This is a genomic window from Ruegeria sp. MALMAid1280, from assembly GCF_049195285.1.
Classification (GTDB): domain Bacteria; phylum Pseudomonadota; class Alphaproteobacteria; order Rhodobacterales; family Rhodobacteraceae; genus Ruegeria.
In genome coordinates, this window is record NZ_JBMIRT010000055.1 from 159,773 (window position 1) to 184,619 (window position 24,847).

Below are 24,847 nucleotides of genomic sequence, written 5' to 3' on the forward strand. Positions count from 1 at the left end.
ATCTGCTATAGGGGTGCGCACTTGCAAACAGGATCGCAGGACACATGACCACACGCGCCGGATTTATCGCCCTGATCGGAGAGCCCAACGCAGGCAAATCCACCCTTCTGAACCGCATGGTCGGGGCCAAGGTCTCGATCGTGACGCACAAGGTGCAAACCACCCGTGCCCGCATCCGCGGCGTGGCGATGGAGGGCGATGCGCAGCTGGTCTTTGTGGATACGCCCGGCCTGTTCAAACCGCGCCGCCGCCTGGACCGTGCCATGGTCGCCGCTGCATGGGGCGGGGCTGCGGATGCTGATGTGGTCGTTCTGATGGTTGAGGCCCATCGCGGCATAACTGAAGGTGTTGAACGCATTCTGGAAGGTCTGGAAGAGATCGGACAGGGCCGCACCGTCGCGCTGGCGATCAACAAGATCGACAAGGTGCCCAGCGAGAAGCTGCTCGCTCTGACCAGTGACTTGAACACACGCTACCCCTTTGCCGAGACATTTATGATTTCCGCCGAAAAGGGCTTTGGCGTGGATGACCTGCGCGCGTGGCTTGCAGCGGAACTGCCCGAAAGCCCGTGGCTCTACCCCGAAGACCAGATTGCCGATCTGCCCCTGCGCATGATCGCTGCCGAGATGACGCGCGAGAAGCTGACCCTGCGCCTACATCAGGAACTGCCCTATCAACTGACCGTCGAGACCGAGAGCTGGGAAGAGCGCAAGGACGGGTCCGCCAAGATCGATCAGGTCATCTACGTCATGCGGGACGGTCACAAGGGCATCGTTCTGGGCAAACGCGGCGAGACGATCAAGGCAGTCAGCCAGTCCGCGCGGGCCGAGTTGGAAGAGTTCCTGGATCGCAAGGTCCACCTGTTCCTGCAGGTCAAGGTCCGGCCCAATTGGCTGGAGGAGTCCGAGCGCTATTCGGAAATGGGTCTGGACTTCAAAGACGGCAACGCATGACCCGCCTGACGGCCGAATTCTGGGTCCACGCCTATCTGGCGCGCCTTCGCTTTCAGGAAATCCCGGCCTTTGTTGTGGCCCATGGCGACGACACGGCGGGGGCAGTTCTGGTCAAACTGAACACGCTGGACGGTCAGGCCGTGGCCTTCCAGCGCAGCTTTGACCTGATGAGCGGTGAGCGCAAATGGGTCGAACTGTCCACCGGCCGCGAGGCGGATGTGGACACCGCCATCGAACGCCAGCGCAGCTTTGACCCCGACCTATGGGTGATCGAGGTCGAGGACAGGCAAGGGCGGCATTTGCTTGGCGAAAAAGGGTTGGATTGATACCTAAAGACTGGTCAAATCTATTCAGTTCACTGACCGCAAATGCGATCAGCCCGCGTCGGTAAAATAGACAAAACTCATCTTGTTGCCGTCCAGATCGCGGGCATACGCGCCAAAAAAGTCCGGGCCATACTGCGGACGCGGGCCGGGATCGCCCTCGTTGGCGCCGCCATTGGCCAGAGCCGCCGCATGGACCTCGCGCACCTCATCTTCGCTCTGGCATAACAAACCGACCATGTTGCCGTTTCCGGGTGTTGCCGTTTTTTGATCGTGTGGCACAGAAACCCAGACGCGTCCGCCGCCGCGCAGTTCATAGCACACTGCGTGGGGCATGTATTCGGCGATGACTTTGCCGCCAATTAGTGGCACGACCGCGTCATAGTAGGTGCGGGCGTTAGTGACGTCGTTTGAACCGATCATAACATAGTTCAGAGACATTTTTTGAATCCTGATTTATAGAACATAAAGGGAACATTAGTGCGTATCTCAGTCGCATGCAATGTGTTTCTGCCGTGTTGCATGAACGCCCTTCAAGCGCAATTGAGTTCGGCGTTCGGCAAATTGCCGTTAGTGTTTATGCACCTGAGCCAGTTTGTATCTTGCACGTGCAACTGCCTTAAGATTGTCTGCACACTGATCTAATGACTTAACGGAGCCAATTTTGGACTGGCGCGATCACGGCATACTTTTGACCTCCCGCCGCCATGGTGAGACGGCGGCGATTATCGAGGTCTTTACCGAAGGCCACGGGCGTCATGCGGGGGTCGTGCGCGGAGGGACCAGCCGCAAGATTGCGCCCATCCTACAACCCGGCGCGCAGTTGGATGTGCTCTGGCGCGCGCGGCTTGAGGAGCATATCGGGTCGTTTCAGGTGGAACCCCTGCGGTCGCGTGCGGCGGCGGCGTTTTCTGGGCGATTGGCGCTGGCCGGGTTGAACGCGGTGGTGTCGTTGCTGTCGTTCTGCCTGCCCGAGCGCGAGCCGCATCCGGCGATCTACAAGCAGACCGAACAGTTGATGGACCTGTTGGGGCAGGACGAAGTCTGGCCGCTGGCCTATCTGCGCTGGGAACTGGCGCTGCTTGAGGAGCTGGGCTTTGGTCTGGATCTGTCTGCCTGTGCGGTGACAGGGGCGACCGAAGGGCTGGTCTATGTCTCGCCCAAAACCGGCCGAGCCGTCAGCGCCCAAGGTGCGGGGGAGTGGGCGGACAAGCTGTTGCCCCTGCCGCCCTGTTTGCGTGGTAAAGGCGCTGCGCCGGATGCCGAAATTGCCGATGCCCTGAAAACGACTGGGTATTTTCTGGAGCACCGGGTTGCGCCCTCTCTGGGCCACCGTCCGCCGCCCGAGGCGCGGGTGCGGTTTGTGGATCAGTTCACTCGGCGGCTGTGAACACCATCTCGTGCCCGTCATCGTTGCGCAGGATCAGCACATCGCCTGACACTTCGGATTGGGTCATGGTCATGAGGGCGGCAAAATAGAAACCCTCGGCCTCGAGCCCGGCACATGCGGCGCGGGTGGCGGTCAGATCCGTGACCTCAAACCACGGATAGGGGGCGTTCAGGGTGCCGCTGTAGCTGTTGCAGGGCGCGTTGCCTTCGATTTTTCCTGTCTCGGGAAAGCGCAGCAGGGCGCTGGCCTCGTAAGGCTGGCCGTCAATCTCTTGCAGCGCCCATGTCCGGTCCGCCGCGCCATAGGCGGCGACCGTTTCATCCTTTTCGCATTGGAACAGGGCCAGCAGGGGCAGGGTCAGGATCAGGCGTGTCATGGATCGGTCTTAGCTTAACAGGGTGGTCTGCGAAACGGTTAGTAGGGAAGCTCGCCGCTGATCAACTCTTCCCGCACGTCCAGACGGGGGCGCCAATTGTACCTGGTGTCCTCTTGCACGGGTGCCCATGTCAGCGCGCCGCTTGCGCGCCACGGATCAAGGATGATCCCGTCATACATCGAATCCCCCTTGGCGCTGATCAGGGCCGAGTGGTGGATGATCCGGAACTGTGTCGGCGGAGACGTGGCCCAGTGCAGGTCCAGCGTGCGGAAGTTTTCCTGCCGCAGGCGCGTCGTCATGGCCTGCGCCCAGTCATTGCACAGGCCCATTTCCCGAAAGCCATTGATGATCTTGGCGTTGTGAATGATGGCCGAGTCGGTGACGTTCCATTCGTGCTTCAATTGCCTCGAGTAGCTATAGGCGATTGTGGCGGCCTGTTGCGCCTCGGCCGGGTCGACCTTTGGGTCAAGGGATTGGATGGCCTGCGCCAGATCGTCGATATCGTTTTGCGTCGCGGTCGGCTGTGTCTTGGCGCAGCCGCTCAGGGCGAGAGCTGCGAGGACCGTCCAAAGTGCGAAAAGTCGTCTGGTCATTCCGTGTGCCATTCTTTTTGAAGCGCAGCGTGCTCTAACCGGGTTGCTGTCTGAGATCAAAGGGGAAGTTCACGTATCGGCGGATCACAACCTGTATCCAAGAGAAAAAGACCCGGCGCTAAGGCCGGGTCAGTCGGGGAAACAGGAATGCCGAATTCGATCACCCGAGCAGACGTCGTGCGATGACCTGTGCCTGAATTTCGGCAGCCCCTTCGAAAATGTTCAGAATGCGCGCGTCGCACAGAACGCGGCTGATCTTGTATTCCAACGCAAAACCGTTGCCGCCGTGGATCTGCAGACCGTTATCCGCAGCCGCCCATGCGACGCGTGCACCCAGCAGCTTGGCCATGCCTGCCTCTAGGTCGCAGCGTTGGCCGTGATCCTTTTCCCAGGCCGAGAAATAGGTCAGCTGGCGCGCGATCATGATCTCAACCGCCATCATCGCCAGCTTGCCCGAGACGCGGGGGAAGTTGATCAGCGACTTGCCGAACTGCTTGCGGTCCTGCGCATATTGCATCGCGATATCCAACGCACTTTGTGCCACGCCGACGGCGCGGGCAGCGGTCTGGATGCGGGCGGATTCAAAGGTCTCCATTAGTTGTTTGAAGCCTTTGCCCTCTTCACCGCCCAGCAAGTTCTCGCCTTTGACCTTGAAGCCGTCAAAGCCCAGCTCGTATTCCTTCATGCCACGATAGCCCAGAACCTCGATCTCGCCGCCGGTCATGCCGGGAGTGGGGAAGGGTTTCTCGTCGGTGCCCGGCGTTTTCTCGGCCAGGAACATGGACAGGCCGCGGTGGTCGGTTGTGTCGGGGTTGGTGCGGGCCAGCAGGGTCATCACATGGGTGCGCGCCGCGTGGGTGATCCATGTCTTGTTGCCGGTGATCTCGTAATCGCCATCCGCGTTCTTGACCGCGCGCGTGCGCAGGCTGCCAAGGTCGGACCCGGTGTTCGGTTCGGTGAACACGGCTGTGGGCAGAATTTCCGCGCTGGCCAGTTTCGGCAGCCAGTTGGCTTTCTGCTCGTCGGTGCCACCAGCGATGATCAACTCGGCCGCGATCTCGGACCGCGTGCCCAGCGAGCCGACGCCGATATAGCCGCGCGACAGCTCCTCGGACACCACACACATCGAGGCTTTGGAGAGGCCAAAACCGCCGAATTCTTCCGGGATGGTCAAGCCAAAGACACCCATCTCGGCCAGTTCCTCGATGATCTCGATCGGGATCAGCTCGTCCTTGAGGTGCCAGTCATGGGCGTTCGGCTCGACCTTTTCCTGTGCATAGCGGCGGAACTGGTCGCGGATCATTTCCAGCTCTTCATCCAGACCCGAGGCGCCGAACATGGTCGCGCCGGCCTGATCCTCCATCAGGGCCACCAACCGCGTACGGGCGGCCTGAGAGTTGGCCTGCGCCATCAAGGTCTGCACTTCGGAGCATTGGAAGCCCGACAGCGCGTCCCAGCCGAGACCCATATCCTGCAGGCGCACGACCTCGCCCTGGTTCATCGGGATGCCGCCCGCGACCTGATGCAGGTATTCACCAAAGGCGATCTGGTGCAGCAGCTGTTCCATCTCACCGAACTTGCCGTCCGATTCCAGCGCATCGGCCCAGCGTTGCATCTGTTGCAGAGACTGGTTGTATGTCGCCAGCCAGGCCAGACCATGCGCGGCGGTCTGGTTCGCCTCGATCAGCGCACCAGAGACCCGGCCGTCTTCGGTGACCATCTCACGAACCGCGTCGCGGGCACGCTCGAACACGGTCTCGACCGCGGGCAGCGCCGCGCGGGTCAGTGTCAGAAGCTCGGGCAAAATCGCGGATGGTGTCATCTGGGTCATATCCTGTCCGTCATGGGCCATGAATCAGGTCCTTCTCTGGTGTCGTCCGGTCATACCATGCTGCACATGCAGCGCAACAAAAATACGTATATAGCTGCTAAAAAGTTCGAAAATTGCTTTAACAATTTTGCAGTGCAGCGCCCGCCAAGAGTGATATCACGGGCGTATGACCCTGTTTTCGTTGCTCACTCCGCAAGATCTGATGTTGGCCCTTGTCGTCGCCTTTGTGGCGGGGTGGGTGAAAGGCATGGTCGGGTTTGCCATGCCGATGGTTCTGGTGTCCGGGCTCAGCATGTTCCTACCGCCTGATCTGGCGATTGCCGGCCTGATCCTGCCGACGCTGGTGACCAACGGCGTGCAGGCCCTGCGCGAAGGCGTACCTGCTGCTGTCTCGGCGATCAAACAATTCCGGGTATTTCTGATGGTCGGGCTTGTGTTCCTGCTGCTTGGCGCTCAGTTGGTGAGTGCCGTGCCTGCCCGGACCTTCTTGCTGATGATCGGCATTCCGGTCACGTTTTTCGCGCTGATACAGGTGTTGGGTGTGCAGCTTTCGCTGGGTAAACCATCAGCGCGGATTGAGGCCGGAATCGGCGCGCTTGCCGGGTTTGTCGGCGGGATGTCGGGCATCTGGGGGCCGCCGACCGTTGCCTATCTGACCGCGTTGAATACACCCAAAGCGGTGCAGATGCGCGTGCAGGGGGTGATCTACGGTTTGGGGGCCGTTGCGCTGATGCTGGCGCATCTGGGCTCTGGCATATTGCGGGCTGAGACGGTGCCGTTTTCGGCGATCCTGATCCTCCCGGCGCTGGCGGGAATGTGGATCGGATTGGGGTTGCAGTCGCGCATCGATCAGGCCGTGTTTCGCAAGGTGACGCTGCTTGTTCTGCTGATTGCGGGCGTCAACCTGTTGCGGCGCGGGTTGCTCGGTTAACTGTGCCTGTCGGCGAACCGGAAGGTATAATAAAGCCCCAGCATCAGGAAAAATAGCCCCGAGATGTCGCCAATCAGAAAGGCAACATACTCTGCGCGTGCGCTGCCAAATGCCATGTTGGTCAGGCCGGATACAAGGAAGGACGTGATGATTCCCACGCCCATGACACAAGACCAGCAGGGTTTGCGGTCCGGTCGGGGAAACAGATCCCATCCGACCCATTTACAAAGGTAAAACACCGCAGGCACCGTGGTGACGGCAATGACGATTGCCATCAACCGGCTTGGCAGGAACACATCACCGCCACCAAGAAAGGCAAAGACAACGAAGACTCCGGGCAGCAGTGCAAAGATCGCCCGCCACCCCAAAAGCCAAGCCGACAGAACCCGCACCCCATGAGGCAGGAACAGCAAACTTGCCCGACTTGGATATTCAGGAAAGAACACATTCTGAAGCGGCATCAGCACCTGAAATGTAAGGTACGATGCCACCACATACGCCAACGAGGCACAAAGTGTGTCAGTCGCCCACCTGCGCGTGTCGATCATCAGCTACCTTTGCGCAGTTTAAAGGCGTCACTTGGGGGCATGAACGATATACCGGCCCCGGTTGGCGCTGCCGCTTTGCGACAAGTAACCTTTCTGCACCAAGGATTTCAGTGCACGAAAGAAGGTCGGGCGCGAGACGCTTTTGACAAGTGTGTGCTCAATCAGCCCGAAGGTGCGCACCTCTTCGTCGGATTTGGACAGCTCTTCGGCCGCGTAATAGATGTCGCGCTCAACCGGAGACAGTTGCTCCAGCCCCAGCGTCTGCTCCATACTCTGCATCAGCTTGCGCAGTTCGGTCAGTTTCGAGATTTCGGTCATATTCTACCCATCGCTTCAAGTGCCGTCAGCCGCATGTCCGCGACGAAAATCGACATACTGAGTTGAGTGTTTTCAGCATGTCTCATCTTGACACTTATTCCCTTTGTAATACAGTACTTATTTGATTAGGTTGCTCATTCTGCTGATGTGATCGTCTGCTCGAGCTGCCCCAAGGTCTTTTCAAGTTTGGTCCGGTGCAGAATTGCGCCGGACTTTTTCGTCATAATGACGTCATCAAATAACCCACGAACCGTCCTCGGGCAACGCATTTGTAACCGAACTGTGCGCAATACAACCATGAGGTGATCGTATCGCGATGGACATTCCAAGAGAAAGGGGGCGAAACCACCCCCTTTTTCCGGTTAGCCGATTGCGACGGCTTTGATGTCTTCGTCGATGAAGGGCAGGTACTGTTCGAAGTTCTCGGCGAACATTTGCACCAGTTTTTCCGCCTGTTTGTCGAAGGCGGCCTGGTCGTCCCAGGTGCGGCGCGGGTCCAGCAGAACCTCGGCCACGCCAGGCACCGAAACCGGCACGTCAAAGCCGAAATTGGCGTCCTTGCGGAATTCGGCGTCACGCAGCGACCCGTCCAGCGCGGCGGTCAGCAGGGCGCGGGTGGCCTTGATCGGCATCCGCGAACCAACGCCATAGGCGCCGCCGGTCCAGCCGGTGTTCACCAGCCAGCAGGTCGCGCCGTGCTGGGCGATCTTGTCCCGCAGCAGGTTGCCATACGCCTCGGGTCGACGCGGCATGAACGGCGCACCAAAGCAGGTCGAGAAGGTCGGCTGCGGCTCGGTCACGCCACGCTCGGTCCCGGCGACCTTCGAGGTGAAGCCGGACAGGAAGTGATACATCGCCTGCGCCGGGGTCAGCCGCGCGATCGGAGGCAGAACGCCAAACGCATCACAGGTCAGCATGATGATGTTCTTGGGGTGACCGCCCAGAGCGCTGCTGGAGGCATTCGAGATATATTCGAGCGGGTAGGCGCAACGCATGTTCGCGGTCAGCGAGTCGTCGTCGAAATCCAGTTCCTTGGTTTCGGGGTCAAAGACCATGTTCTCGATCACGGTGGCGAACTTGCTGGTGGTCGCGTAGATTTCGGGCTCGGCCTCGGCGTTCAGGTTGATTGTCTTGGCATAGCAGCCGCCTTCGAAGTTGAAGGTGCCGCGATCCGACCAGCCGTGCTCGTCATCGCCGATCAGGGTGCGTGCCGGGTCGGCGGACAGGGTGGTTTTGCCGGTGCCCGACAGGCCGAAGAACACAGCGGTGTCCACCGGGTTGCCAACGGCGTGGTTGGCCGAGCAGTGCATCGGCATCACGCCTTTTTCCGGCAGCATGTAGTTCAGTAGGGTGAAGACGGATTTCTTGTTCTCGCCGGCATATTCGGTGCCGCCGATCAGGATCATCTTGCGATCGAAGTTCAGGGCAATCACGGTCTCGCTGCTGCAGTTGTGCTTGGCAGGGTCGGCCTGGAAACTGGGGCAGTTGATGATGGTGAAGTCGGCGATGAATTCGTTCAGATCCTCACGATCCGGGCGGCGCAGCAGGTGGCGGATGAACAGGTTGTGCCAGGCCAGCTCGGTGACCATGCGCACGTTGATCGAATAGGCCGGATCGGCACCGCCGACGAGGTCCTGCACAAAATAGTCGCGGCCTTTCATATGGGCCAACATGTCTTCATACAGCGAGTCAAAGCCCTCGGGGCTCATCGCGGCGTTGTTTTCCCACCAGATGGTGTCGGCGACGCTGTCGGTCTTGACGACGTGCTTGTCCTTGGGCGAACGGCCGGTGAACTTGCCGGTGGTCACCAGAAAGGCCCCGCCATTGCCAAGTGTGCCTTCGCCGCGCTTCAGCGCCTCTTCGATCAGCGCCGGTTCCATGAAGTTGTAATAGACATTGCCCAGACCCTCGATGCCCTGATCTTCGAGGCGGAATTGCGGGTTAACCCGTCCAGATGTCATGTGTGTCTTCTCCTGTGGCGGCGCGGCGGCTGTTGGGGCCACGTGCGCTCTTGGGGCAGTGTGCCGGGAATGTCCGGCGGCTGGGCGCCTCTTATCACGGTCGTTTGGGACATGAACAGGAGGCTTTGCCGCAGTTAGCGCAACCAAGCTCAGGTTTAGCGCCATCAGGAAATTTCTGTCGGAAAACAAGGTACTTTTCTGTGCGGATTAACGGCTTTTTTGCCGCAACTGTGTGACAACAATCGTGCGATTCGCAGATACGGATTGATTCGCGGTCATAAAACCGACAATGATGCCCTACTAATAAGCGAAATATTGCATGAGTGAGCAGGAATAGGGGTAATCCCGATGTCAAAGATTGCACTGGTGGACGACGACAGAAACATTCTGACGTCCGTGTCCATGACGCTCGAAGCCGAAGGATTCGAGGTCGAAACTTATAACGACGGGCAAGCGGCCCTGGATGCATTCAACAAGAAACTGCCTGATATGGCCGTGCTGGATATTAAGATGCCACGCATGGACGGCATGGATTTGCTGCAACGGCTGCGGCAGAAAACCCAGATGCCGGTGATCTTTCTGACGTCGAAGGACGATGAGATCGACGAGGTTCTGGGTCTGCGCATGGGCGCGGATGACTATGTGAAAAAACCGTTCTCGCAGCGTTTGCTGGTCGAACGCATCCGCGCATTGTTGCGCCGGCAAGAGGCGACGGCAGGCGATGTGACCAACGCCAATAGCGGCGATACCAAAGTGATGGAGCGGGGCGACCTGCGGATGGACCCGTTGCGCCATGCGGTCAGCTGGAAGGGCGCGGATGTCTCATTGACAGTGACCGAGTTCTTGCTGCTGCAGGCGTTGGCGCAGCGTCCGGGTTTCGTCAAAAGCCGCGATCAGCTGATGGATGTGGCTTATGACGATCAGGTCTATGTGGACGACCGGACCATCGACAGCCATATCAAGCGTCTGCGGAAAAAGATGCGGGCAGCAGATCCCGAGTTTTCGGCGATCGAAACGCTCTATGGCATCGGATACAGGTATAACGAAGAATAAGCGTAGCCGCTGAAAAAGGGTAACCGGGTCTGGTGCGCGATACGGAACAAGTGACCGAAGTACAGGACGGAGATGTCGTTCTGGGGGATGACTGGGTCATCCCGCAAGACCCCGAGTCTGCCGAGTTGCGTGCCACGCGACGGCGGCGCAACCTGTTTTCTCTGCGCGGCTCACCGCTGGCGCGGAAGATCATCACCTTCAATCTTATCGCGCTGGTCATCCTTGTCACCGGCCTGCTTTATCTCGACGATTCCCGTGAAGAGCAGGTTCAGCGGACCGCGCGAAACCTGATTGGGGACGCGCAGCTGGTCAGCAACGTTTTCGAGGCTCAGCTGCGTCAGAATCAGGCTGCCAGTTCATCCGAAACGGCGGCGCTGGATGTGAAGGACACGCTTGCAGGCCTCAGCCTTCCTGATGGGGGTGAGGTCTTTGTTTATGACGCTGGCGGAACTCTGATCGGTTGGACGCGGGGAGCATCGGCCTCATCGCAGATGCCGGTTCTTCTGAGGCCTGATGCCGAGGTTCAAACCGGCAGCACACTGATCAGCGACGCGCTGAATGCGGTTTGGACCGGTTTGTCCCGAGTTTTTGCAGGCGGGGGCGGCACTGATGCGCCAACCCTTGCGCAAAGGGTGCAGGAAATCATTCCACAGGCGCTGCTGGGCCAGATGCAGGTGCAGGCGGTTCAGGATGACATGGGAAAAACCGTCATCGTCAGCGCGGCTCCGATCCTGCTGGACGGGGCACCGGTCGGTGCGGTCGCAATGGCTGGTCCTGCCGGTGAGATTGACGCGCTGGCCCGGCGTGAACAAGAGCGTATTCTGCAGATGTTTGTCGTCGCCCTGCTGGTGTCCATCGGTCTCAGCCTTGTTCTGGCTTCGACCATCGCCAACCCGCTGGCCGAACTGGCCGCCGCTGCTGAAATGGGCAAGGATCGCGGTGCCGGGGTCAATCCGGGCCGTATCCGCATCCCCGATCTCAGCGCCCGCCCGGATGAGATCGGACGGCTCAGCCGTGCGCTGCGGGGGATGGTGACGGCGCTTTACAACCGCATCGACGCCAATGAACAGTTCGCGGCCGACGTGGCGCATGAGATCAAGAACCCGCTGGCCAGTCTGCAATCGGCGGTCGGCACCTTGCGCATGGTCAAGCGTGACGATCAGCGCGACAAGCTGCTGGGCGTGATCGAACATGATGTGCGGCGGCTGGACCGTCTGGTCAGCGATATTTCGAACGCGTCCCGGCTGGATGCCGAACTGGTCAAGGAAGAGGAACAGCCTTTTGATCTGCTGAAGCTGGTCGGCAATATCAGCCAGTATCTGGGTGAAGAGGCGCGGGCCAAAGGCATCGACTATATCACCGACCTGCCAGCGAATCCGATCATCATCAACGGGCTTGAGGCGCGGTTGGCGCAGGTGTTCGTCAATCTGATCACCAACGCGATTTCCTTCAGCGAGGAACACGACGCCATCCGGGTCTGGGTGCGGCGGCGGGAGAACCGGGTTCTGATCGTGGTCGAAGACACCGGCCCCGGCATCCCCGAACAGGCGCTGACCAAGGTATTCAAGCGGTTCTATTCGCAACGCCCGGCCGAGCATTTTGGCAATAACTCGGGTCTTGGCCTTGCGATCTCCAAGCAGATCGTCGAGGCCCATGGCGGTGTGATCTGGGCCGAGAATATCCGCCCGACCAAGGCCGACATCACATCGGACCCGCAAGGCGCGCGTTTCGTCGTGGGCCTGCCCGTATAAGCGCATGAGCGGTCAGGCCCTCTTGGACATCCAACAGCAGGACACCGCCATACTCCACGCCACATGTGTTGCCGTCGATGGGCAAGGCGCGCTGATCCTCGGGCGTTCGGGGGCGGGGAAATCGGCGCTGGCCTTGCAGATGATGGCGCTTGGGGCATCGCTGGTCGGCGATGACCGGGTCGAGCTGCGAATGGCGGGCGGAAAGGCCATAGCCGAAGCTGCTCCGAACCTGCGCGGGTTGATCGAGGCGCGCGGCCTCGGCTTGCTGCGTGCACATGCTGCGGGGGCGACGCCGGTCCGCTATGTGGTCGACCTTGATCAGACCGAACCGACGCGCCTGCCAGAGCCGGCAAAAACCGTGGTGCTGAGGCAAACTGTTCCCTTGCTTCGGGCGGGGGGCGTGCCCAATTTGGCCGCGGCACTTATGCAACTTTTGAAGATGGGGCGCGTGGACCCGGAATGGCCCAGCACATGACAACGCAACGGCGCATCGTCCTGGTGACCGGCCCCTCGGGTGCGGGCCGCTCGACGGCGATCCGGGTTCTTGAAGATCTGGGCTTTGAGGCCATAGACAACCTGCCGATGGGTCTTTTGATGCGCTTGTTGGATGGCCCGCAAAGCGAGCGTCCGATGGCGTTAGGTATCGATGCCCGCAATCGTGATTTTTCGACCATCGGCTTTATTGAACTGGCTGTCAGGCTGCGGCGGATGGAGCAGGTCGACCTGACGACGCTGTATCTGGATTGCACTGACGATGTGCTGCTGCGGCGGTTTTCGGAAACCCGCCGCCGGCATCCGGTTGCGGCCGATGCCAGTCCGGAAACCGGTGTGCGGCAGGAAAAGGAATTGCTGGCCCCGATCCGTGAAATCGCCGATATCCTGATCGACACCAGCCCGCTGAACATTCACCAGCTGCGCCAAGAGGTCGAACGCTGGTTCGCCCCGCATGGTGGGCGGCACCTGTCGGTGGCCATCGAATCCTTTTCGTACAAGCGCGGCCTGCCGCGGGGCCTGGACATGGTGTTTGACTGCCGGTTTCTGGCCAATCCTTATTGGCGGCCCGAGTTGCGGGCAGAAGATGGTCGAAACCCGGACGTGGCGCACTATGTTCAGTCGGATACGAACTACGCGCCGTTTTTCGACCGGGTGGTTGACCTGCTGAAAGTCCTGCTGCCGACCTTCCGGGCCGAAGGCAAAGCGCACCTGTCCGTGGCCTTTGGCTGTACCGGAGGGCAACACAGATCGGTGGCTATGGCCGAAGCGGTTGCAAAGGCCCTTGCAGAAGAGGGGCAGCAAGTGGCAATTAGGCACCGCGAAATGGAACGACGATCATTGAATGTGAGGCCGGATTGATCGGGATTGTACTCGTAGCACATGGTGGGCTGGCGCAGGAATACCTGGCCGCCATGCAGCATGTGGTCGGAAAGCAACCCGGCCTGGCCGCGATTTCGATCGAGCCCGATCACGATCGCGAGGCCAAGCAGGCCGAGATTTGCGCCGCTGCCGACAGTGTTGATGCCGGGGATGGTGTGGTTGTTGTGACCGACCTGTTCGGAGGCAGCCCGTCGAATCTGAGCCTGCGGGCCTGCGCGCCGCAGGACCGTCGCATCCTTTACGGTGCAAATCTGCCTATGTTGATTAAATTGGCTAAAACCCGCCACTTGCCCATCGCCGATGCGGTGCGGCAGGCGATGGAGGCTGGACGCAAATATATCAATGCGCAAAATGTGACATTACAAGAAGACCGGATTGATTAAGAATGACCAATCGAAGCCTGAAAATCATTAATGAAAAAGGTTTGCACGCCCGCGCCTCGGCCAAGCTGGTTGAGGTGGTCGAGGGCTTTGACGCCCAGGCCGAGGTTTCCAAGGACGGCTTTTCTGCATCGGGCGACAGTATTATGGGCCTTTTGATGTTGGCAGCCTCTCGCGGAACGACTATTGACGTCGAGACGTCCGGACCGGATGCTGAGGCGTTGGCTGATGCATTGGAAACCCTGGTGAACGACAAGTTCGGGGAAGGGTTCTGACCTAACCAGCCGCGATACGAAGAACGGGAAGACCAGGAATTGGCGGAAACGACGCACGAGACCAAGACAGGCCCGATGGTGGATGGGACAGCGGACCAGGGCGAAATCTACGACCGTAGAACCCTGACCTACGCCAACTCGTTCGACGATGCCTGGACGTCCACAGCCATTCGCGCCATCGAATGGTGCACGGGCAAGCTGACCATCCTGCGCATGGTCAACAAGTTCGAGAAAAAGAACGAATACTACCGCGGCCAGCGGTTTTGGGGCGGCGCACTCGAAGTGATGGGCATCGACCTGACCACGCCGGAAGAGCAGATTGCCCGCATTCCGAAAGAAGGCCCCGTCGTGGTGGTGGCGAACCACCCTCACGGCATGGTCGATGGCATGATTCTGGCCGAACTGATTGGTCGGGTACGCAGCGACTATCGCATCCTGACCCGCTCGGTCCTGACGGGGCTGGACGAAGCGGCCACCTCGTTCATGATTCCGGTGCCATTCCCACATGACCCCGAAGCACAGTCCAAGATGCTGGAAATGCGCGGCAAGGCGATGGACCACCTGAAAGAAGGCGGCGTTGTGGCCTTGTTCCCTTCGGGTGTGGTGATGTCCTCGGACGACTGGTTCGGTCCGGCGCAAGAGCGGGAATGGAATGTGTTCACCGCTAAAATGATCCGCCGGTCCGGGGCGCGTGTTGTTCCGATCTTCTTCCCGGGCAGAAACTCGCGCGCCTATCAGATCGCCAACAAACTGTCTCCGATCCTGCGGCAGGGGCTTTTGCTGCATGAAATCGTGCGTTCCTGCAATAAGCCGCAATCCCCGGTGATCGGCGATCTGATCTCGGACGAGGATATGCTGCTGTTGGAGCGCGACCCGCGCGGCTTCATGGCCTGGCTCAGAAAGCACACCCTGTCGCTGGGCCAGTCGCTTAAAAGCTGATCCGCGTCTTCATCTGGCCAAAAATATCCCGGGGGTGAGCCCGGATGATATCCGGGCGAGGGGGCAGGCCCCCTCTGCTTTACCGCGTCGGAACCGGAACCTCGCCCCGGTAGTCATAGAACCCACGTTCGGTCTTGCGGCCCAACCACCCCGCTTCGACATATTTGGTCAGCAGAGGGCAAGGGCGGTATTTTGTGTCGGCCAACCCTTCGTGCAGCACGTTCATGATCGCCAGACAGGTATCCAGCCCGATGAAATCGGCCAGTTCCAGCGGCCCCATCGGATGGTTCGCGCCCAGCTTCATTGATTGGTCGATCGACTGCACATTCCCGACGCCTTCATACAAGGTATAGACCGCCTCGTTGATCATCGGCATCAGGATGCGGTTCACGATAAAGGCGGGGAAATCCTCGGCGCTGGCGGCGGTTTTGCCCAGACGGTCCACCACCGTCTTGCAGGTGCCGAATGTCTCTTCGTCGGTGGCTATGCCGCGGATCAGTTCGACCAGTTGCATCACCGGCACCGGGTTCATGAAGTGGAACCCCATGAACTTTTCCGGCCGGTCCGTACGGCTGGCCAGGCGTGTGATCGAGATCGACGAGGTGTTCGAGGTCAGAATTGTATGTGGTTGCAGATGCGGCTGCAGGTCTTCGAAAATCGCCTGCTTGATCGTCTCACGCTCGGTGGCGGCTTCGATCACCAGATCTGTCTGACCCAGTTCCGGCAACTGCAGCGTCGTCTTGATCCGCCCCATCGCGGCCTGCATCGCCTCATCCGTGATTTTCCCGCGCGAAGCCTGGCGCGCCATATTGCCTTCAATCGTCGCTACGGCAGCGTTCAGCGCGTCCTGGTTCACATCGGTGAGCAGAACATCATAGTCCGCCAGCGCCAGAACATGGGCGATACCGTTACCCATCTGGCCCGCGCCAATCACTCCGACTGATTTTACATCCATTTTCTGATGCCTCTGTATCTCGGGATTGAAAGGACAGTATCGGCAGATTGGTAGGGGCGGCAAGGGGATCGAACCCATCCAATTTGCTTCAAATGCGCACATTAGCATTTTCTAAAGACATGCGGCTGCAAGATGGCAATCGGGTGAAAAATGGGTGAGTGTTATGAGCTATCATCAAACAGGCTCGGCGGGGGCCGGGCATGACGTATGCCAATACGGAGAATCGCGTCTTTGGTTTCGCGGGCCGGAACGGTCGTTGGACACGGCCTACATGGTCTGCGTCGGCGGGGATGAGACGTATGGGCGGTTTGTCGAACGCCCTTTTGCGGCGATTCTCGAAGACCGACTGGACCGGCGGTGTCTGAATCTGGGCAGTCTGTTTTGCGGACTGGACGCGCTCTGTGGTGATGCGGGGCTGTTGTCTCTGCTGAACGGGGCAGAGCTGTGCATCCTGCAGGCCCCGGGTGTCCTGAGCCAGTCGAATCACTTCTACCGCGTCCATCCCCGGCGCAATGACCGGGTTCTGGCCCCTACGCCGGATCTGATCGATCTGTACCCCGAAGTGGACTTTGCCGATGTCCACTTCGTGTGCCATCTGATGCGCCTGCTGCAAGGCTATAAGGACGCCCGTTTCGAGGTTGTGGCCGAAGAGTTGCGCCGTAACTGGGTTCAAAAAGTCAGCGATCTGCTGGGCAGGCTTGAGGTGCCGATCATTCTGCTGGGCCTTCGCGTCTTGCAGGACAACGACAGCCAAAGGGTGCCGGTCGCTGTCACGGATGAGATGCTGGAAGCCGTTCGACCGCTCATCACCAACTGTGTCGAGGTCGCGGCCCATGTGTCCGGTCAATCCGATGAGCTTGAGGATATGCTGTTCGGTACCCTGCAACAGCCGATGGCCGAGCATATGATTGGTCCTGCTGCACATAAGACCATTGCGGATGCATTGGTTGGTCCAATTCGGAACCTGAATTGAAGAAGGCCCGCCATTGTGGCGGGCCTTCCAAGGTTTTTCGCGGAAAAACCTGATCCTGTGATCAGCCGAGTTTCTCGGTCAGTTCCGGCACGGCGTCGAACAGGTCTGCGACCAGTCCGAAGTCGGCGACCTGGAAAATCGGTGCTTCTTCGTCCTTGTTGATCGCGACGATGACTTTCGAGTCCTTCATGCCTGCCAGGTGCTGGATCGCGCCCGAGATACCAACGGCGACATACAGATCGGGGGCAACAACCTTGCCGGTCTGACCCACCTGCCAATCGTTCGGGGCATAGCCCGAGTCGACCGCCGCGCGCGACGCGCCAACAGCGGCGCCCAGCTTGTCGGCCAGGGTTTCGATCAGTTTGAAGTCTTCCTCCGAGCCGACACCACGGCCGCCCGAGACAACAACGCCAGCCGAAGTCAGTTCGGGGCGGTCGCTTTCGGCCACCTTGTCCTCGACCCAGGACGACAGATCTTCGGAGCCGGGCACCGAAACGGTTTCAACCGGGGCAGAACCACCCTCGCCCGCCGCGTCAAAGCTGGCGGTGCGCAGGGTGACAACCTTCTTGGCGTCGGAGGATTTCACGGTCTGGATCGCATTGCCCGCATAGATCGGGCGCTCGAAGGTCGAACCGTCAACCACGCCGGAGGCATCCGAGATCACCATCACGTCCAGCAGCGCGGCCACGCGCGGCATGACGTTCTTGGCGTCGGTGGTGGCGGGGGCGACGATGTGTTCGTACCCATCTGCCAGCGACACGATCAGCGCTGCGGTCGATTCCGCCAGGCGGTGACCCAGCGAGGCGTCTTCGGCAACCAGAACCTTGGACACACCGTCGATCTTGGCAGCGGCCTCACCAGCAGCGGCGGCAGAACCGCCCGCGGCCAGAACGGTCACGTCACCCAGTGCCTTTGCGGCGTTGACGGCCTTGGCGGTGGCATCCAGCGACAGCTCACCATTGTTGACTTCCGCGAGAAGAAGAACAGCCATTACACAGCCCCCGCTTCTTTAAGTTTCTCGACCAGCTCGTCTACCGAGCCCACGACGATACCGGCGGCACGTGCCGGCGGCTCTTCGGTTTTGACAATCTCCAGACGAGGGCTAACGTCGACGCCGTAATCGGCGGCGGTTTTCTCATCCAGCGGCTTTTTCTTCGCTTTCATGATGTTGGGCAGCGACGCATAGCGCGGCTCGTTCAGGCGCAGGTCAACGGTCACGATGGTCGGCATTTTGACCGAGATGGTCTGCAGGCCGCCGTCAACCTCACGGGTGATCTTGGCAGCGTCGCCTTCGATGTCCAGCTCGGACGCGAAAGTGCCTTGCGACCAGCCCAGCAGGGCCGACAGCATCTGGCCGGTGGCGTTCATGTCGTTGTCGATCGACTGCTTGCCCGCCAGGACGATGCCCGGCTGCTCTTCCTCGACCACTTTGGCCAGGATTTTCGCAACGGCCAGCGGCTCGATATCGGTGTGCACGTCATCGGTTGCAACAACCAGAATCGCACGGTCTGCGCCCATGGCCAGCGCGGTCCGCAGGGTTTCCTGCGCCTGCTTGACGCCGATCGAAACGGCGACGACTTCGTCAGCCTTGCCTGCTTCTTTCAGGCGGATCGCCTCTTCCACCGCAATCTCGTCGAACGGGTTCATCGACATTTTGACATTGGCGAGATCGACACCGCTACCGTCCGCCTTGACGCGAACCTTCACATTATAGTCAATCACGCGTTTGACAGGCACGAGTACCTTCATTTTGCGCTTGCTCCTCACAAAAAACGGGAAGCCGCGTTGCGACTCCACCAATGCTCTCGGACGTTTGAATAACGTCTGAATTCGCCGCGCAACAGAGCAAAATCGTCACGTCATGGGTTTGAGACGTCGCGTTTCGTGTTTTTTGACGCTGCGGCCCGAAACTTAGCGGTTCGCGCCGGGGACCCACAGCACGTCCTGCGTGCCGTTTTCATTGGCGCAGCGGGCGGCCACGAAGAACCAGTCACTAAGGCGGTTGAGGTATTTCACCGCGACCTCGTTCACCGGTTCCATGTTGGTCAGTTCCACCGCCAGCCGCTCGGCCCGGCGCGATACGGTTCGGCACACATGAAGTTGCGCCGCCAACCGCGACCCGCCCGGCAGGATGAAACTGCGCAGCGGTTCCAGCGATTCGTTCATGGCGTCGATTTCAGCCTCGAGCCGGTCAATCTGAGAGGCAACGACGCGCAGGGGCGGATAGTCGGCCTCGGCATCCTTTTCCATTTCGGGGCGGCAGAAGTCGGCGCCCAGGTCGAACAGGTCATTCTGAATGCGCGACAAGGCGGCGTCGACCTCGCCCTCGGCCTCGGTCCGGGCGACACCGACAAAGGCGTTCAACTCATCAACGGTGCCATAGGCGGCCACGCGGCCCGAGTATTTGGCAACCCGTTCACCATTGCCAAGCGCCGTTTTCCCGTCATCACCAGTGCGGGTGTAAATCTTGTTCAAAACGACCATTTACTGTGCTCCTTGTCCACGCAGCCAGACGTAGAGCACGATCAGCACCACGGCTATGAACTGAAACAGGATGCGCAGTTGCATCATCCTGTTGCTTTTCATTGCGGCGCTTTTGCCGCTTTTGCCGAAGTTTGAGATGCCAATCGCCAGCACGACGACCACTGCCGCCATGGCCAACAGCAAAATGACCATCAAAAGGTCCATGGGTGCACCGTCCGCGTTTCTTGTTTCGTTGGTCTATCATCTAGACCCACAGGGCCAAAAAGCGAACGGTTAATTTCACCTCAGACGTCCGAGAGGATGCGGTCGATGGTACGGGTCGGCAGGATGCGCCGCAGGCATCCGGCGATATAAGTAGGGGTCGTCACATAGTACCTTGCGCGGGGACGTTTCGACCCGACCGCATGGGCCAGCTTGTCGGTCACGGCCGAGGCCGGCAGCTCGAATCGGTCGGGCCCCGAGGATTCGTACAGTCTTTTCAACAGGGACGCCTCGTACCGGTCGCGCAGGGCCGAATTCTGCCAGTTGATGAACCGTTCGAAAAACGGGATCGAGTTTTCGCGGATTTTCGAGGTGATCGGGCCGGGTTCGATCAGAATGACCTTGATGTCGGTGTCGGCCAGTTCCAGGCGCAGGGTGTCCGTCAGACCTTCGACAGCGTATTTCGTGGCCACGTAAGCCCCGCGCCAGGGAAAGGCCACAAAACCGAGGACCGAGGAGTTCTGAACGATTCGCCCGTGCCCCTGCGCCCGCATGATCGGAATCACCTGTCGGGTCAGCTCGTGCCAGCCAAAGAAGTTGGATTCGAATATCGCGCGCAGACCTTCTGTCGGCAGGTCCTCGACGGCACCGGGCAAGCCATGCGCGCCGTTGTTGAACAGTGCGTCCAGCGTGCCGCCGGTGGCCTCCAGAACCTCGGCCAGGCCCGAGGTGATGCTGTCTGCGTCGGTGTAATCAATCTGCGGGCTTTCGAATCCCTGCGCCCTCAGACGGTCGCAATCGCGCTGCTGGCGGCAGGATGCAAACACCCGCCATCCACGCGCACGCATCCCATGGGCCGCGTCCAGGCCAATGCCCGAGGAGCAACCAGTGATAAGAATGGTCTTTTGCATGATCTTCCTGACTTTGAACCTGCGCTTAAGCTATTGCGCGGTTCGGGTCAGGACAATGACGGCACGACGTCAGTTCCGGGTTTTTCGTACCAGCGAGGCAGAAACCCACCCGACCTGTTGCTGCGGCAACACGCGCAGGCGCAGCCAGCCGGTGCCGGATTCGCTCAGCACTTCGACCTGCTGGCCGATGGTGGCCTTGCCGATGATCGGATAGATCGTGCCCGGCCCGTCGCGCATGTTCACGCGGGTGCCCGAGATTTCACGCATGTCCTTTTGCGGCTCGGGGAGGGCGGGCGTTTCCGCCACATCGTTCTGAACCTCGTCGGTGGACTGGCTCAGACCGGCCACGCCGTCCTCAAGCGAGGCCAGCGTGATGTTGGCGCTCTGGTCTTCGAACACCGACAGGGTCGAGAACGATTCGAGGGTGGCGTCATCAGCCACGAACTCGACCACCTCGTCCACCGCTGATTCCGGCTGTACGCGCACTGTCGGAATGCGGGCCGCGACATTGGTCACAAGCTCTTCGGCGCGGGCAGGGGCGACAGAAGGGCTTGGGGCCGAGGCGATGCGAACGGGTTGTTCGGCCCGCAGGCCGCGCGGTTCGAAATCCGGTCCACCGCTCACTACGTAAAAGCACCAACCAAGTGCAGCGAAAGTCATAACAATAAGGCGCGTCATGGCGCATCCCCCGGCAATCGTAAGAAACAACAAATAGGCAGTAGTCTAATCCGTTAAGGGTAACATAATTCTGGATCGGTGTCGAAAAACCGGGGAAATCCGGGGGTTGCCTCCCCCTGTTGCAAAAAGCGCCACTTGTCCCCAGCAAAATATGCGCTGCTTGCTTTACCAAGGCGCGCTTGCGGCGTATCACATCATATATGAACGATACGATCGACGACCCCAACATGGAGGCCCCCGAGAACGGGGGCGAGGTAGCTGAACCGCTGCGCCGCGCGATTGGCGAACGCTATCTGACCTATGCGCTGTCCACCATCATGCACCGGGCTTTGCCGGACGCGCGCGATGGTCTGAAGCCGGTTCACCGGCGAATCCTCTATGCGATGCGCGAGCTGCGACTCAGCGCGACGGGTGGGTTCCGGAAGTCCGCGAAAATCTCGGGCGACGTGATGGGTAACTACCACCCGCATGGGGATGCCGCGATCTATGATGCGATGGCGCGCCTGGCGCAGGATTTCAACGTCCGCTACCCGCTGGTCGACGGGCAGGGGAACTTCGGCAATATCGACGGCGATAACCCGGCGGCCTCGCGCTACACCGAGGCGCGAATGACCATCGTGGCCGAGGCGCTGCTTGAGGGTCTGAACGAAGACGCCGTCGATTTCCGCGACAACTATGATGGCACGCTGACCGAGCCGATTGTGCTGCCCGCGCAGTTCCCGAACCTGCTGGCCAATGGCGCCAGCGGTATCGCGGTGGGGATGGCGACGAACATCCCACCGCACAATATTTCCGAACTGTGCGACGCCTGTCTGCATCTGATAAAAACGCCAGATGCGCGGGATGATGCGCTGCTGAACTACGTGCCCGGCCCGGACTTTCCGACCGGCGGCGTCATTGTCGAGCCGACCGAGAATATCGCGCAGGCCTATCGCACCGGTCGCGGCTCCTTCCGCCTGCGCTGTAAATACGAGGTCGAGGATCTTGGCCGCGGTCAGTGGCAGATCATCGTTACCGAGATTCCCTATCAGGTTCAGAAATCCAAGCTGATCGAGAAGATCGCGGAACTGATCCAGACCAAGAAAATCCCGATCCTCGCCGATGTGCGCGACGAATCAGCGGACGACATCCGCCTGATCCTTGAGCCGCGATCCAAGAATGTGGACCCCGAGGTGCTGATGGGGATGCTCTATCGCAACTCGGACCTTGAGGTGCGGTTCAGCCTGAACATGAACGTGCTGATCGACGGCGTGACGCCCAAGGTTTGTTCGATGAAGGAGGTGCTGCGCGCCTTCCTCGATCATCGGCAAGAGGTGCTGATCCGCCGCTCGCGTCACCGTTTGGGCAAGATCGATCATCGCTTGGAAGTGTTGGAAGGCTTTATCGTCGCCTTCCTGAACCTCGACCGTGTGATCGACATCATCCGCTATGACGATGACCCCAAAGCCGCGCTGATGCGCGAGGATTGGGGCATTACCCATGTTCGCGCGACCAGCGAGGCCGACTATGTTTCGCCCAAGCCGGGCGAGGGCGAGCTGTCCGAGGTTCAGGTCGACGCCATCCTGAACATGCGCCTGCGCTCCTTGCGTCGTCTCGAAGAGATGGAGCTGGTCCGTGAACGCGATGCGTTGATGGAAGAGCGCGCCAATCTCGAGGACCTGCTTGCCGATCCCGCCCTGCAATGGGCCAGGATTGCCGAGCAGTTGAAAGAGACCAAGACGACCTTCGGCAAGGATTACGAAGGCGGTGCGCGGCGCACCCAGTTTGCCGAGGCCGGGCAGGTCGAAGAGGTGCCGCTTGAGGCGATGATCGACAAGGAACCGATCACGGTCGTCTGTTCCCAGATGGGCTGGATTCGCGCCATGACCGGTCATATCGACCTGAAGCGTGAGCTGAAGTTCAAGGATGGTGATGGCCCACGTTTCATCTTCCATGCTGAAACCACCGACCGGTTGCTGGTATTTGCCTCAAACGGGCGATTCTACACGGTCAGTGCCGCAAACCTGCCCGGCGGGCGGGGCATGGGTGAACCGCTGCGCCTGATGGTCGACCTGCCGAACGAGGCGCAGATTATCGACATTCTGATCCACAATCCGGGGCGCAAGCTGCTGGTGGCCTCGGATGCGGGCAACGGCTTTATGGTGCCCGAGGATGACGTGCTGGCCCAGACCCGCAACGGCAAACAGGTGCTGAACGTCAAGGGTGACGAGACCGCGATGATCTGCAAGCCGGTCGTGGGCGACCACGTGGCCGTCGTATCGCAGAACGGCAAGTTCCTGGTCTTCCCGACCGAGGAACTGCCCGAGATGACCCGCGGCAAAGGCGTGCGCCTGCAGAAATACAACATGGCGCGCGGGCGGCAGGGGACGCTGGAACTGGATGGCGGCCTGTCGGACCTGACGACCTTCAACTGGGAAGAGGGTCTGAAATGGTCCATGGGCGGCGACAAAACCCGGCATGAGGCCGACATGACTCAGTGGCTGGCCAAGCGCGCCAGCGTTGGGAAAAAGCCGCCCTACGGCTTCCCGCGCGACTATAAATTCTCGTGATCGCACACGCGCCTCAGGTAGAATTCCGCCGATACGGCTTGGCACAGGCCGTATCGGTGCGCTAGATCAAAGCAAAACAGGCCTATCGGGAAGAAACCATGTTGCGCATTTTGACCTTGATCACCGGACTGGCCCTGATGGGCGCTTGCACACAGACACAGGTTTACGAAGAACCTGAGTCGCTGGGCGAGTTCAAGCTAAGGGTCAACTATGCGTTTGCCGACAAGGCGGTTCAGGGGCCCGTGTCCCGTGATGCCACACCGGATGAATGGACCGAGGCCATTCAGAATGCAGTTGATATCCGACTTGGCCGTTACGAGGGCGCACAAGAATACGACATCGGCATCAGTCTCGAAGGCTATATGCTGGCTCCTCCGGGCATCCCGGTGATATACAACCCCAAAAGCACGGCCATCGTTCTGGTCAATGTCTACGACGTGAAGGAAAAAGAGTTCCTTGCCAAGGGGAAGCAGTTCCAGGTTCTCGAAGATACGACCGGTGGCAGCGCCCTGAAAGGATCGGGTCACGAGCGCACCAAAGAGGAACAAATGAGTGGTCTGGCCCTGAAAGTCGCTGACCGGGTCGAAGAGTGGTTGGCCGAAGAACATGAAGAGAACGGCTGGTTCGATCGGCGCCCGGACCTGATCCAACCGCTGGAATCCGACGTGGTGACGCAAAATCCGGCATCCTAAACGGGTTTTAATGTAGGATGTGCTTGATTTTCCCCTTTGAACCAAATATCTCGCGCGCGCAGATGTAACCACGGGACCAAGGGTCCCCCAAATCGCATAAAGGGCGCCTGAGGAATGGCAAAGGAAAAGTTTGAGCGTACAAAACCGCACGTCAACATCGGCACGATTGGCCACGTTGACCATGGTAAAACCACGCTGACCGCAGCGATCACCAAGTATTTTGGTGACTTCAAAGCGTATGACCAAATCGACGGTGCGCCGGAAGAAAAAGCGCGCGGCATCACCATCTCGACCGCCCACGTGGAATACGAGACCGACAACCGCCACTATGCGCATGTTGACTGCCCCGGCCACGCCGACTACGTCAAGAACATGATCACCGGTGCCGCGCAGATGGACGGCGCGATC

General features: G+C 59.8%; 29 protein-coding genes. 15 read left to right on the plus strand and 14 right to left on the minus strand.

The annotated features are described in order from the left end of the window. Positions 1-44: 44 nt before the first annotated feature. Positions 45-953, plus strand: coding sequence for a GTPase Era (gene era, locus ACOQFT_RS15275; protein ID WP_421598746.1), 909 nt, complete (start codon positions 45-47; stop codon positions 951-953). Then, complete coding sequence (locus ACOQFT_RS15280) at positions 950-1,279, plus strand: DUF1491 family protein (protein WP_421598747.1); 330 nt, start codon at positions 950-952, stop codon at positions 1,277-1,279. Before era ends, ACOQFT_RS15280 begins: the two co-directional genes overlap by 4 nt. 48 nt (positions 1,280-1,327) lie before the next feature. Here ACOQFT_RS15280 and ACOQFT_RS15285 read toward each other — a convergent pair whose 3' ends face one another. Next, positions 1,328-1,717, minus strand: a complete 390-nt coding sequence (locus ACOQFT_RS15285) for a VOC family protein (protein ID WP_421598748.1) — start codon at positions 1,715-1,717, stop codon at positions 1,328-1,330. A gap of 223 nt (positions 1,718-1,940) precedes the next feature. Here ACOQFT_RS15285 and recO point away from each other — a divergent pair, with 223 nt between their 5' ends. Continuing rightward, positions 1,941-2,666 carry a DNA repair protein RecO gene (gene recO, locus ACOQFT_RS15290; protein ID WP_421598749.1) on the plus strand — a complete coding sequence of 242 codons (726 nt, stop codon included), beginning with the start codon at positions 1,941-1,943 and terminating at the stop codon, positions 2,664-2,666. Here recO and ACOQFT_RS15295 read toward each other — a convergent pair. The 3 genes from ACOQFT_RS15295 to ACOQFT_RS15305 all read right to left on the minus strand — a co-directional run bounded on the left by ACOQFT_RS15295 (position 2,650) and on the right by ACOQFT_RS15305 (position 5,487). After that, positions 2,650-3,042 (minus strand): META domain-containing protein, encoded by a 393-nt coding sequence (locus tag ACOQFT_RS15295; RefSeq protein ID WP_421598750.1) that lies wholly within the window; start codon positions 3,040-3,042, stop codon positions 2,650-2,652. The two genes, recO and ACOQFT_RS15295, sit on opposite strands and share 17 nt — an antisense overlap. Before the next feature lie 38 nt (positions 3,043-3,080). After that, positions 3,081-3,635, minus strand: a complete 555-nt coding sequence (locus ACOQFT_RS15300) for a hypothetical protein (RefSeq protein ID WP_421598751.1) — start codon at positions 3,633-3,635, stop codon at positions 3,081-3,083. A 160-nt stretch (positions 3,636-3,795) separates the two neighbouring features. After that, positions 3,796-5,487, minus strand: a complete 1,692-nt coding sequence (locus tag ACOQFT_RS15305; RefSeq protein ID WP_421598752.1) for an acyl-CoA dehydrogenase family protein — start codon at positions 5,485-5,487, stop codon at positions 3,796-3,798. A gap of 145 nt (positions 5,488-5,632) precedes the next feature. On the opposite strand from ACOQFT_RS15305, the gene ACOQFT_RS15310 reads away from it, so the two are divergent. Continuing rightward, on the plus strand, positions 5,633-6,397 hold the full coding sequence (locus tag ACOQFT_RS15310; protein ID WP_421598753.1) for a sulfite exporter TauE/SafE family protein: 765 nt from the start codon (positions 5,633-5,635) through the stop codon (positions 6,395-6,397). Here the strand turns inward: ACOQFT_RS15310 and ACOQFT_RS15315 are convergent. The 3 genes from ACOQFT_RS15315 to ACOQFT_RS15325 form a co-directional block, all read right to left on the minus strand. Beyond that, the gene (locus tag ACOQFT_RS15315; RefSeq protein ID WP_421598754.1) at positions 6,394-6,945 is read right to left on the minus strand and encodes a hypothetical protein; all 552 of its coding nucleotides are present in this window, start codon (positions 6,943-6,945) and stop codon (positions 6,394-6,396) included. The two genes, ACOQFT_RS15310 and ACOQFT_RS15315, sit on opposite strands and share 4 nt — an antisense overlap. 27 nt (positions 6,946-6,972) lie before the next feature. Further along, the gene (locus tag ACOQFT_RS15320) at positions 6,973-7,263 is read right to left on the minus strand and encodes a hypothetical protein (protein ID WP_170448080.1); all 291 of its coding nucleotides are present in this window, start codon (positions 7,261-7,263) and stop codon (positions 6,973-6,975) included. A 362-nt stretch (positions 7,264-7,625) separates the two neighbouring features. Continuing rightward, positions 7,626-9,224, minus strand: a complete 1,599-nt coding sequence (locus ACOQFT_RS15325; RefSeq protein ID WP_421598755.1) for a phosphoenolpyruvate carboxykinase — start codon at positions 9,222-9,224, stop codon at positions 7,626-7,628. 348 nt (positions 9,225-9,572) lie between these two features. Here ACOQFT_RS15325 and ACOQFT_RS15330 point away from each other — a divergent pair, with 348 nt between their 5' ends. From ACOQFT_RS15330 to ACOQFT_RS15360, 7 genes are read left to right on the plus strand one after another with little or no spacing between them, the layout of a single operon-like run. Next, positions 9,573-10,277 carry a response regulator transcription factor gene (locus tag ACOQFT_RS15330; RefSeq protein ID WP_421598756.1) on the plus strand — a complete coding sequence of 235 codons (705 nt, stop codon included), beginning with the start codon at positions 9,573-9,575 and terminating at the stop codon, positions 10,275-10,277. A 32-nt stretch (positions 10,278-10,309) separates the two neighbouring features. Beyond that, complete coding sequence (locus ACOQFT_RS15335) at positions 10,310-12,028, plus strand: ATP-binding protein (protein WP_421598757.1); 1,719 nt, start codon at positions 10,310-10,312, stop codon at positions 12,026-12,028. Positions 12,029-12,032: 4 nt separating this feature from the next. Continuing rightward, entirely contained in the window at positions 12,033-12,503 is a 471-nt protein-coding gene (locus ACOQFT_RS15340) for an HPr kinase/phosphorylase (protein ID WP_421598758.1), read from the plus strand. Beyond that, entirely contained in the window at positions 12,500-13,381 is an 882-nt protein-coding gene (gene rapZ / locus ACOQFT_RS15345) for an RNase adapter RapZ (protein ID WP_421598759.1), read from the plus strand. Before ACOQFT_RS15340 ends, rapZ begins: the two co-directional genes overlap by 4 nt. Then, positions 13,378-13,785, plus strand: a complete 408-nt coding sequence (locus ACOQFT_RS15350) for a PTS sugar transporter subunit IIA (RefSeq protein WP_170333676.1) — start codon at positions 13,378-13,380, stop codon at positions 13,783-13,785. Before rapZ ends, ACOQFT_RS15350 begins: the two co-directional genes overlap by 4 nt. Positions 13,786-13,787: 2 nt before the next feature. Beyond that, positions 13,788-14,057 (plus strand): HPr family phosphocarrier protein, encoded by a 270-nt coding sequence (locus ACOQFT_RS15355; RefSeq protein ID WP_170328297.1) that lies wholly within the window; start codon positions 13,788-13,790, stop codon positions 14,055-14,057. 39 nt (positions 14,058-14,096) lie between these two features. Beyond that, entirely contained in the window at positions 14,097-14,996 is a 900-nt protein-coding gene (locus ACOQFT_RS15360; RefSeq protein ID WP_421598760.1) for a lysophospholipid acyltransferase family protein, read from the plus strand. A gap of 79 nt (positions 14,997-15,075) precedes the next feature. Here the strand turns inward: ACOQFT_RS15360 and ACOQFT_RS15365 are convergent, their stop codons facing one another. After that, entirely contained in the window at positions 15,076-15,951 is an 876-nt protein-coding gene (locus ACOQFT_RS15365) for a 3-hydroxybutyryl-CoA dehydrogenase (protein WP_421598761.1), read from the minus strand. A 163-nt stretch (positions 15,952-16,114) separates the two neighbouring features. Between ACOQFT_RS15365 and ACOQFT_RS15370 the strand changes: the two genes are divergently transcribed. Further along, a complete protein-coding gene (locus ACOQFT_RS15370) occupies positions 16,115-16,924 on the plus strand; it encodes a DUF6473 family protein (protein WP_421598762.1) in 810 nt (269 codons plus the stop codon). 61 nt (positions 16,925-16,985) lie between these two features. On the opposite strand, the gene ACOQFT_RS15375 is transcribed toward ACOQFT_RS15370, so the two are convergent. The 6 genes from ACOQFT_RS15375 to ACOQFT_RS15400 all read right to left on the minus strand — a co-directional run bounded on the left by ACOQFT_RS15375 (position 16,986) and on the right by ACOQFT_RS15400 (position 21,198). Further along, a complete protein-coding gene (locus ACOQFT_RS15375; protein WP_421598763.1) occupies positions 16,986-17,915 on the minus strand; it encodes an electron transfer flavoprotein subunit alpha/FixB family protein in 930 nt (309 codons plus the stop codon). Continuing rightward, positions 17,915-18,673 (minus strand): electron transfer flavoprotein subunit beta/FixA family protein, encoded by a 759-nt coding sequence (locus ACOQFT_RS15380; RefSeq protein WP_421598764.1) that lies wholly within the window; start codon positions 18,671-18,673, stop codon positions 17,915-17,917. The genes ACOQFT_RS15375 and ACOQFT_RS15380 overlap by 1 nt, the downstream gene beginning before the upstream one ends. 162 nt (positions 18,674-18,835) lie before the next feature. Further along, positions 18,836-19,408, minus strand: coding sequence for a cob(I)yrinic acid a,c-diamide adenosyltransferase (locus tag ACOQFT_RS15385; protein ID WP_421598765.1), 573 nt, complete (start codon positions 19,406-19,408; stop codon positions 18,836-18,838). Further along, entirely contained in the window at positions 19,409-19,612 is a 204-nt protein-coding gene (locus tag ACOQFT_RS15390; protein ID WP_170333664.1) for a twin transmembrane helix small protein, read from the minus strand. 80 nt (positions 19,613-19,692) lie between these two features. After that, positions 19,693-20,520: an SDR family NAD(P)-dependent oxidoreductase gene (locus tag ACOQFT_RS15395; protein ID WP_421598766.1), complete on the minus strand. Its 828-nt coding sequence runs from the start codon at positions 20,518-20,520 to the stop codon at positions 19,693-19,695. Positions 20,521-20,589: 69 nt separating this feature from the next. Next, on the minus strand, positions 20,590-21,198 hold the full coding sequence (locus tag ACOQFT_RS15400) for an SH3 domain-containing protein (protein WP_421598767.1): 609 nt from the start codon (positions 21,196-21,198) through the stop codon (positions 20,590-20,592). Positions 21,199-21,398: 200 nt separating this feature from the next. Between ACOQFT_RS15400 and ACOQFT_RS15405 the strand changes: the two genes are divergently transcribed. The 3 genes from ACOQFT_RS15405 to ACOQFT_RS15415 form a co-directional block, all read left to right on the plus strand. Then, entirely contained in the window at positions 21,399-23,747 is a 2,349-nt protein-coding gene (locus ACOQFT_RS15405) for a DNA topoisomerase IV subunit A (RefSeq protein ID WP_421598768.1), read from the plus strand. A 98-nt stretch (positions 23,748-23,845) separates the two neighbouring features. After that, positions 23,846-24,439 carry a hypothetical protein gene (locus ACOQFT_RS15410; RefSeq protein ID WP_421598769.1) on the plus strand — a complete coding sequence of 198 codons (594 nt, stop codon included), beginning with the start codon at positions 23,846-23,848 and terminating at the stop codon, positions 24,437-24,439. A 114-nt stretch (positions 24,440-24,553) separates the two neighbouring features. Beyond that, a partial coding sequence (locus ACOQFT_RS15415; RefSeq protein ID WP_421596894.1) for a GTP-binding protein occupies positions 24,554-24,847 on the plus strand: 294 nt, incomplete at its 3' end.

Coding starts and splice junctions, on each gene's coding strand:
- ACOQFT_RS15365 (WP_421598761.1), bottom strand. CDS start 15,951: ATGGATGTAAAATCAGTCGGAGTGATTGGCGCGGGCCAGATGGGTAAC.
- ACOQFT_RS15395 (WP_421598766.1), bottom strand. CDS start 20,520: ATGCAAAAGACCATTCTTATCACTGGTTGCTCCTCGGGCATTGGCCTG.
- ACOQFT_RS15310 (WP_421598753.1), top strand. CDS start 5,633: ATGACCCTGTTTTCGTTGCTCACTCCGCAAGATCTGATGTTGGCCCTT.
- ACOQFT_RS15300 (WP_421598751.1), bottom strand. CDS start 3,635: ATGACCAGACGACTTTTCGCACTTTGGACGGTCCTCGCAGCTCTCGCC.
- ACOQFT_RS15320 (WP_170448080.1), bottom strand. CDS start 7,263: ATGACCGAAATCTCGAAACTGACCGAACTGCGCAAGCTGATGCAGAGT.
- ACOQFT_RS15285 (WP_421598748.1), bottom strand. CDS start 1,717: ATGTCTCTGAACTATGTTATGATCGGTTCAAACGACGTCACTAACGCC.
- ACOQFT_RS15375 (WP_421598763.1), bottom strand. CDS start 17,915: ATGGCTGTTCTTCTTCTCGCGGAAGTCAACAATGGTGAGCTGTCGCTG.
- ACOQFT_RS15305 (WP_421598752.1), bottom strand. CDS start 5,487: ATGGCCCATGACGGACAGGATATGACCCAGATGACACCATCCGCGATT.
- ACOQFT_RS15400 (WP_421598767.1), bottom strand. CDS start 21,198: ATGACGCGCCTTATTGTTATGACTTTCGCTGCACTTGGTTGGTGCTTT.
- ACOQFT_RS15370 (WP_421598762.1), top strand. CDS start 16,115: ATGAGCTATCATCAAACAGGCTCGGCGGGGGCCGGGCATGACGTATGC.
- era (WP_421598746.1), top strand. CDS start 45: ATGACCACACGCGCCGGATTTATCGCCCTGATCGGAGAGCCCAACGCA.
- ACOQFT_RS15315 (WP_421598754.1), bottom strand. CDS start 6,945: ATGATCGACACGCGCAGGTGGGCGACTGACACACTTTGTGCCTCGTTG.
- ACOQFT_RS15410 (WP_421598769.1), top strand. CDS start 23,846: ATGTTGCGCATTTTGACCTTGATCACCGGACTGGCCCTGATGGGCGCT.
- ACOQFT_RS15325 (WP_421598755.1), bottom strand. CDS start 9,224: ATGACATCTGGACGGGTTAACCCGCAATTCCGCCTCGAAGATCAGGGC.
- ACOQFT_RS15340 (WP_421598758.1), top strand. CDS start 12,033: ATGAGCGGTCAGGCCCTCTTGGACATCCAACAGCAGGACACCGCCATA.
- ACOQFT_RS15405 (WP_421598768.1), top strand. CDS start 21,399: ATGAACGATACGATCGACGACCCCAACATGGAGGCCCCCGAGAACGGG.
- ACOQFT_RS15390 (WP_170333664.1), bottom strand. CDS start 19,612: ATGGACCTTTTGATGGTCATTTTGCTGTTGGCCATGGCGGCAGTGGTC.
- ACOQFT_RS15280 (WP_421598747.1), top strand. CDS start 950: ATGACCCGCCTGACGGCCGAATTCTGGGTCCACGCCTATCTGGCGCGC.
- ACOQFT_RS15355 (WP_170328297.1), top strand. CDS start 13,788: ATGACCAATCGAAGCCTGAAAATCATTAATGAAAAAGGTTTGCACGCC.
- ACOQFT_RS15295 (WP_421598750.1), bottom strand. CDS start 3,042: ATGACACGCCTGATCCTGACCCTGCCCCTGCTGGCCCTGTTCCAATGC.
- ACOQFT_RS15330 (WP_421598756.1), top strand. CDS start 9,573: ATGTCAAAGATTGCACTGGTGGACGACGACAGAAACATTCTGACGTCC.
- ACOQFT_RS15385 (WP_421598765.1), bottom strand. CDS start 19,408: ATGGTCGTTTTGAACAAGATTTACACCCGCACTGGTGATGACGGGAAA.
- ACOQFT_RS15380 (WP_421598764.1), bottom strand. CDS start 18,673: ATGAAGGTACTCGTGCCTGTCAAACGCGTGATTGACTATAATGTGAAG.
- rapZ (WP_421598759.1), top strand. CDS start 12,500: ATGACAACGCAACGGCGCATCGTCCTGGTGACCGGCCCCTCGGGTGCG.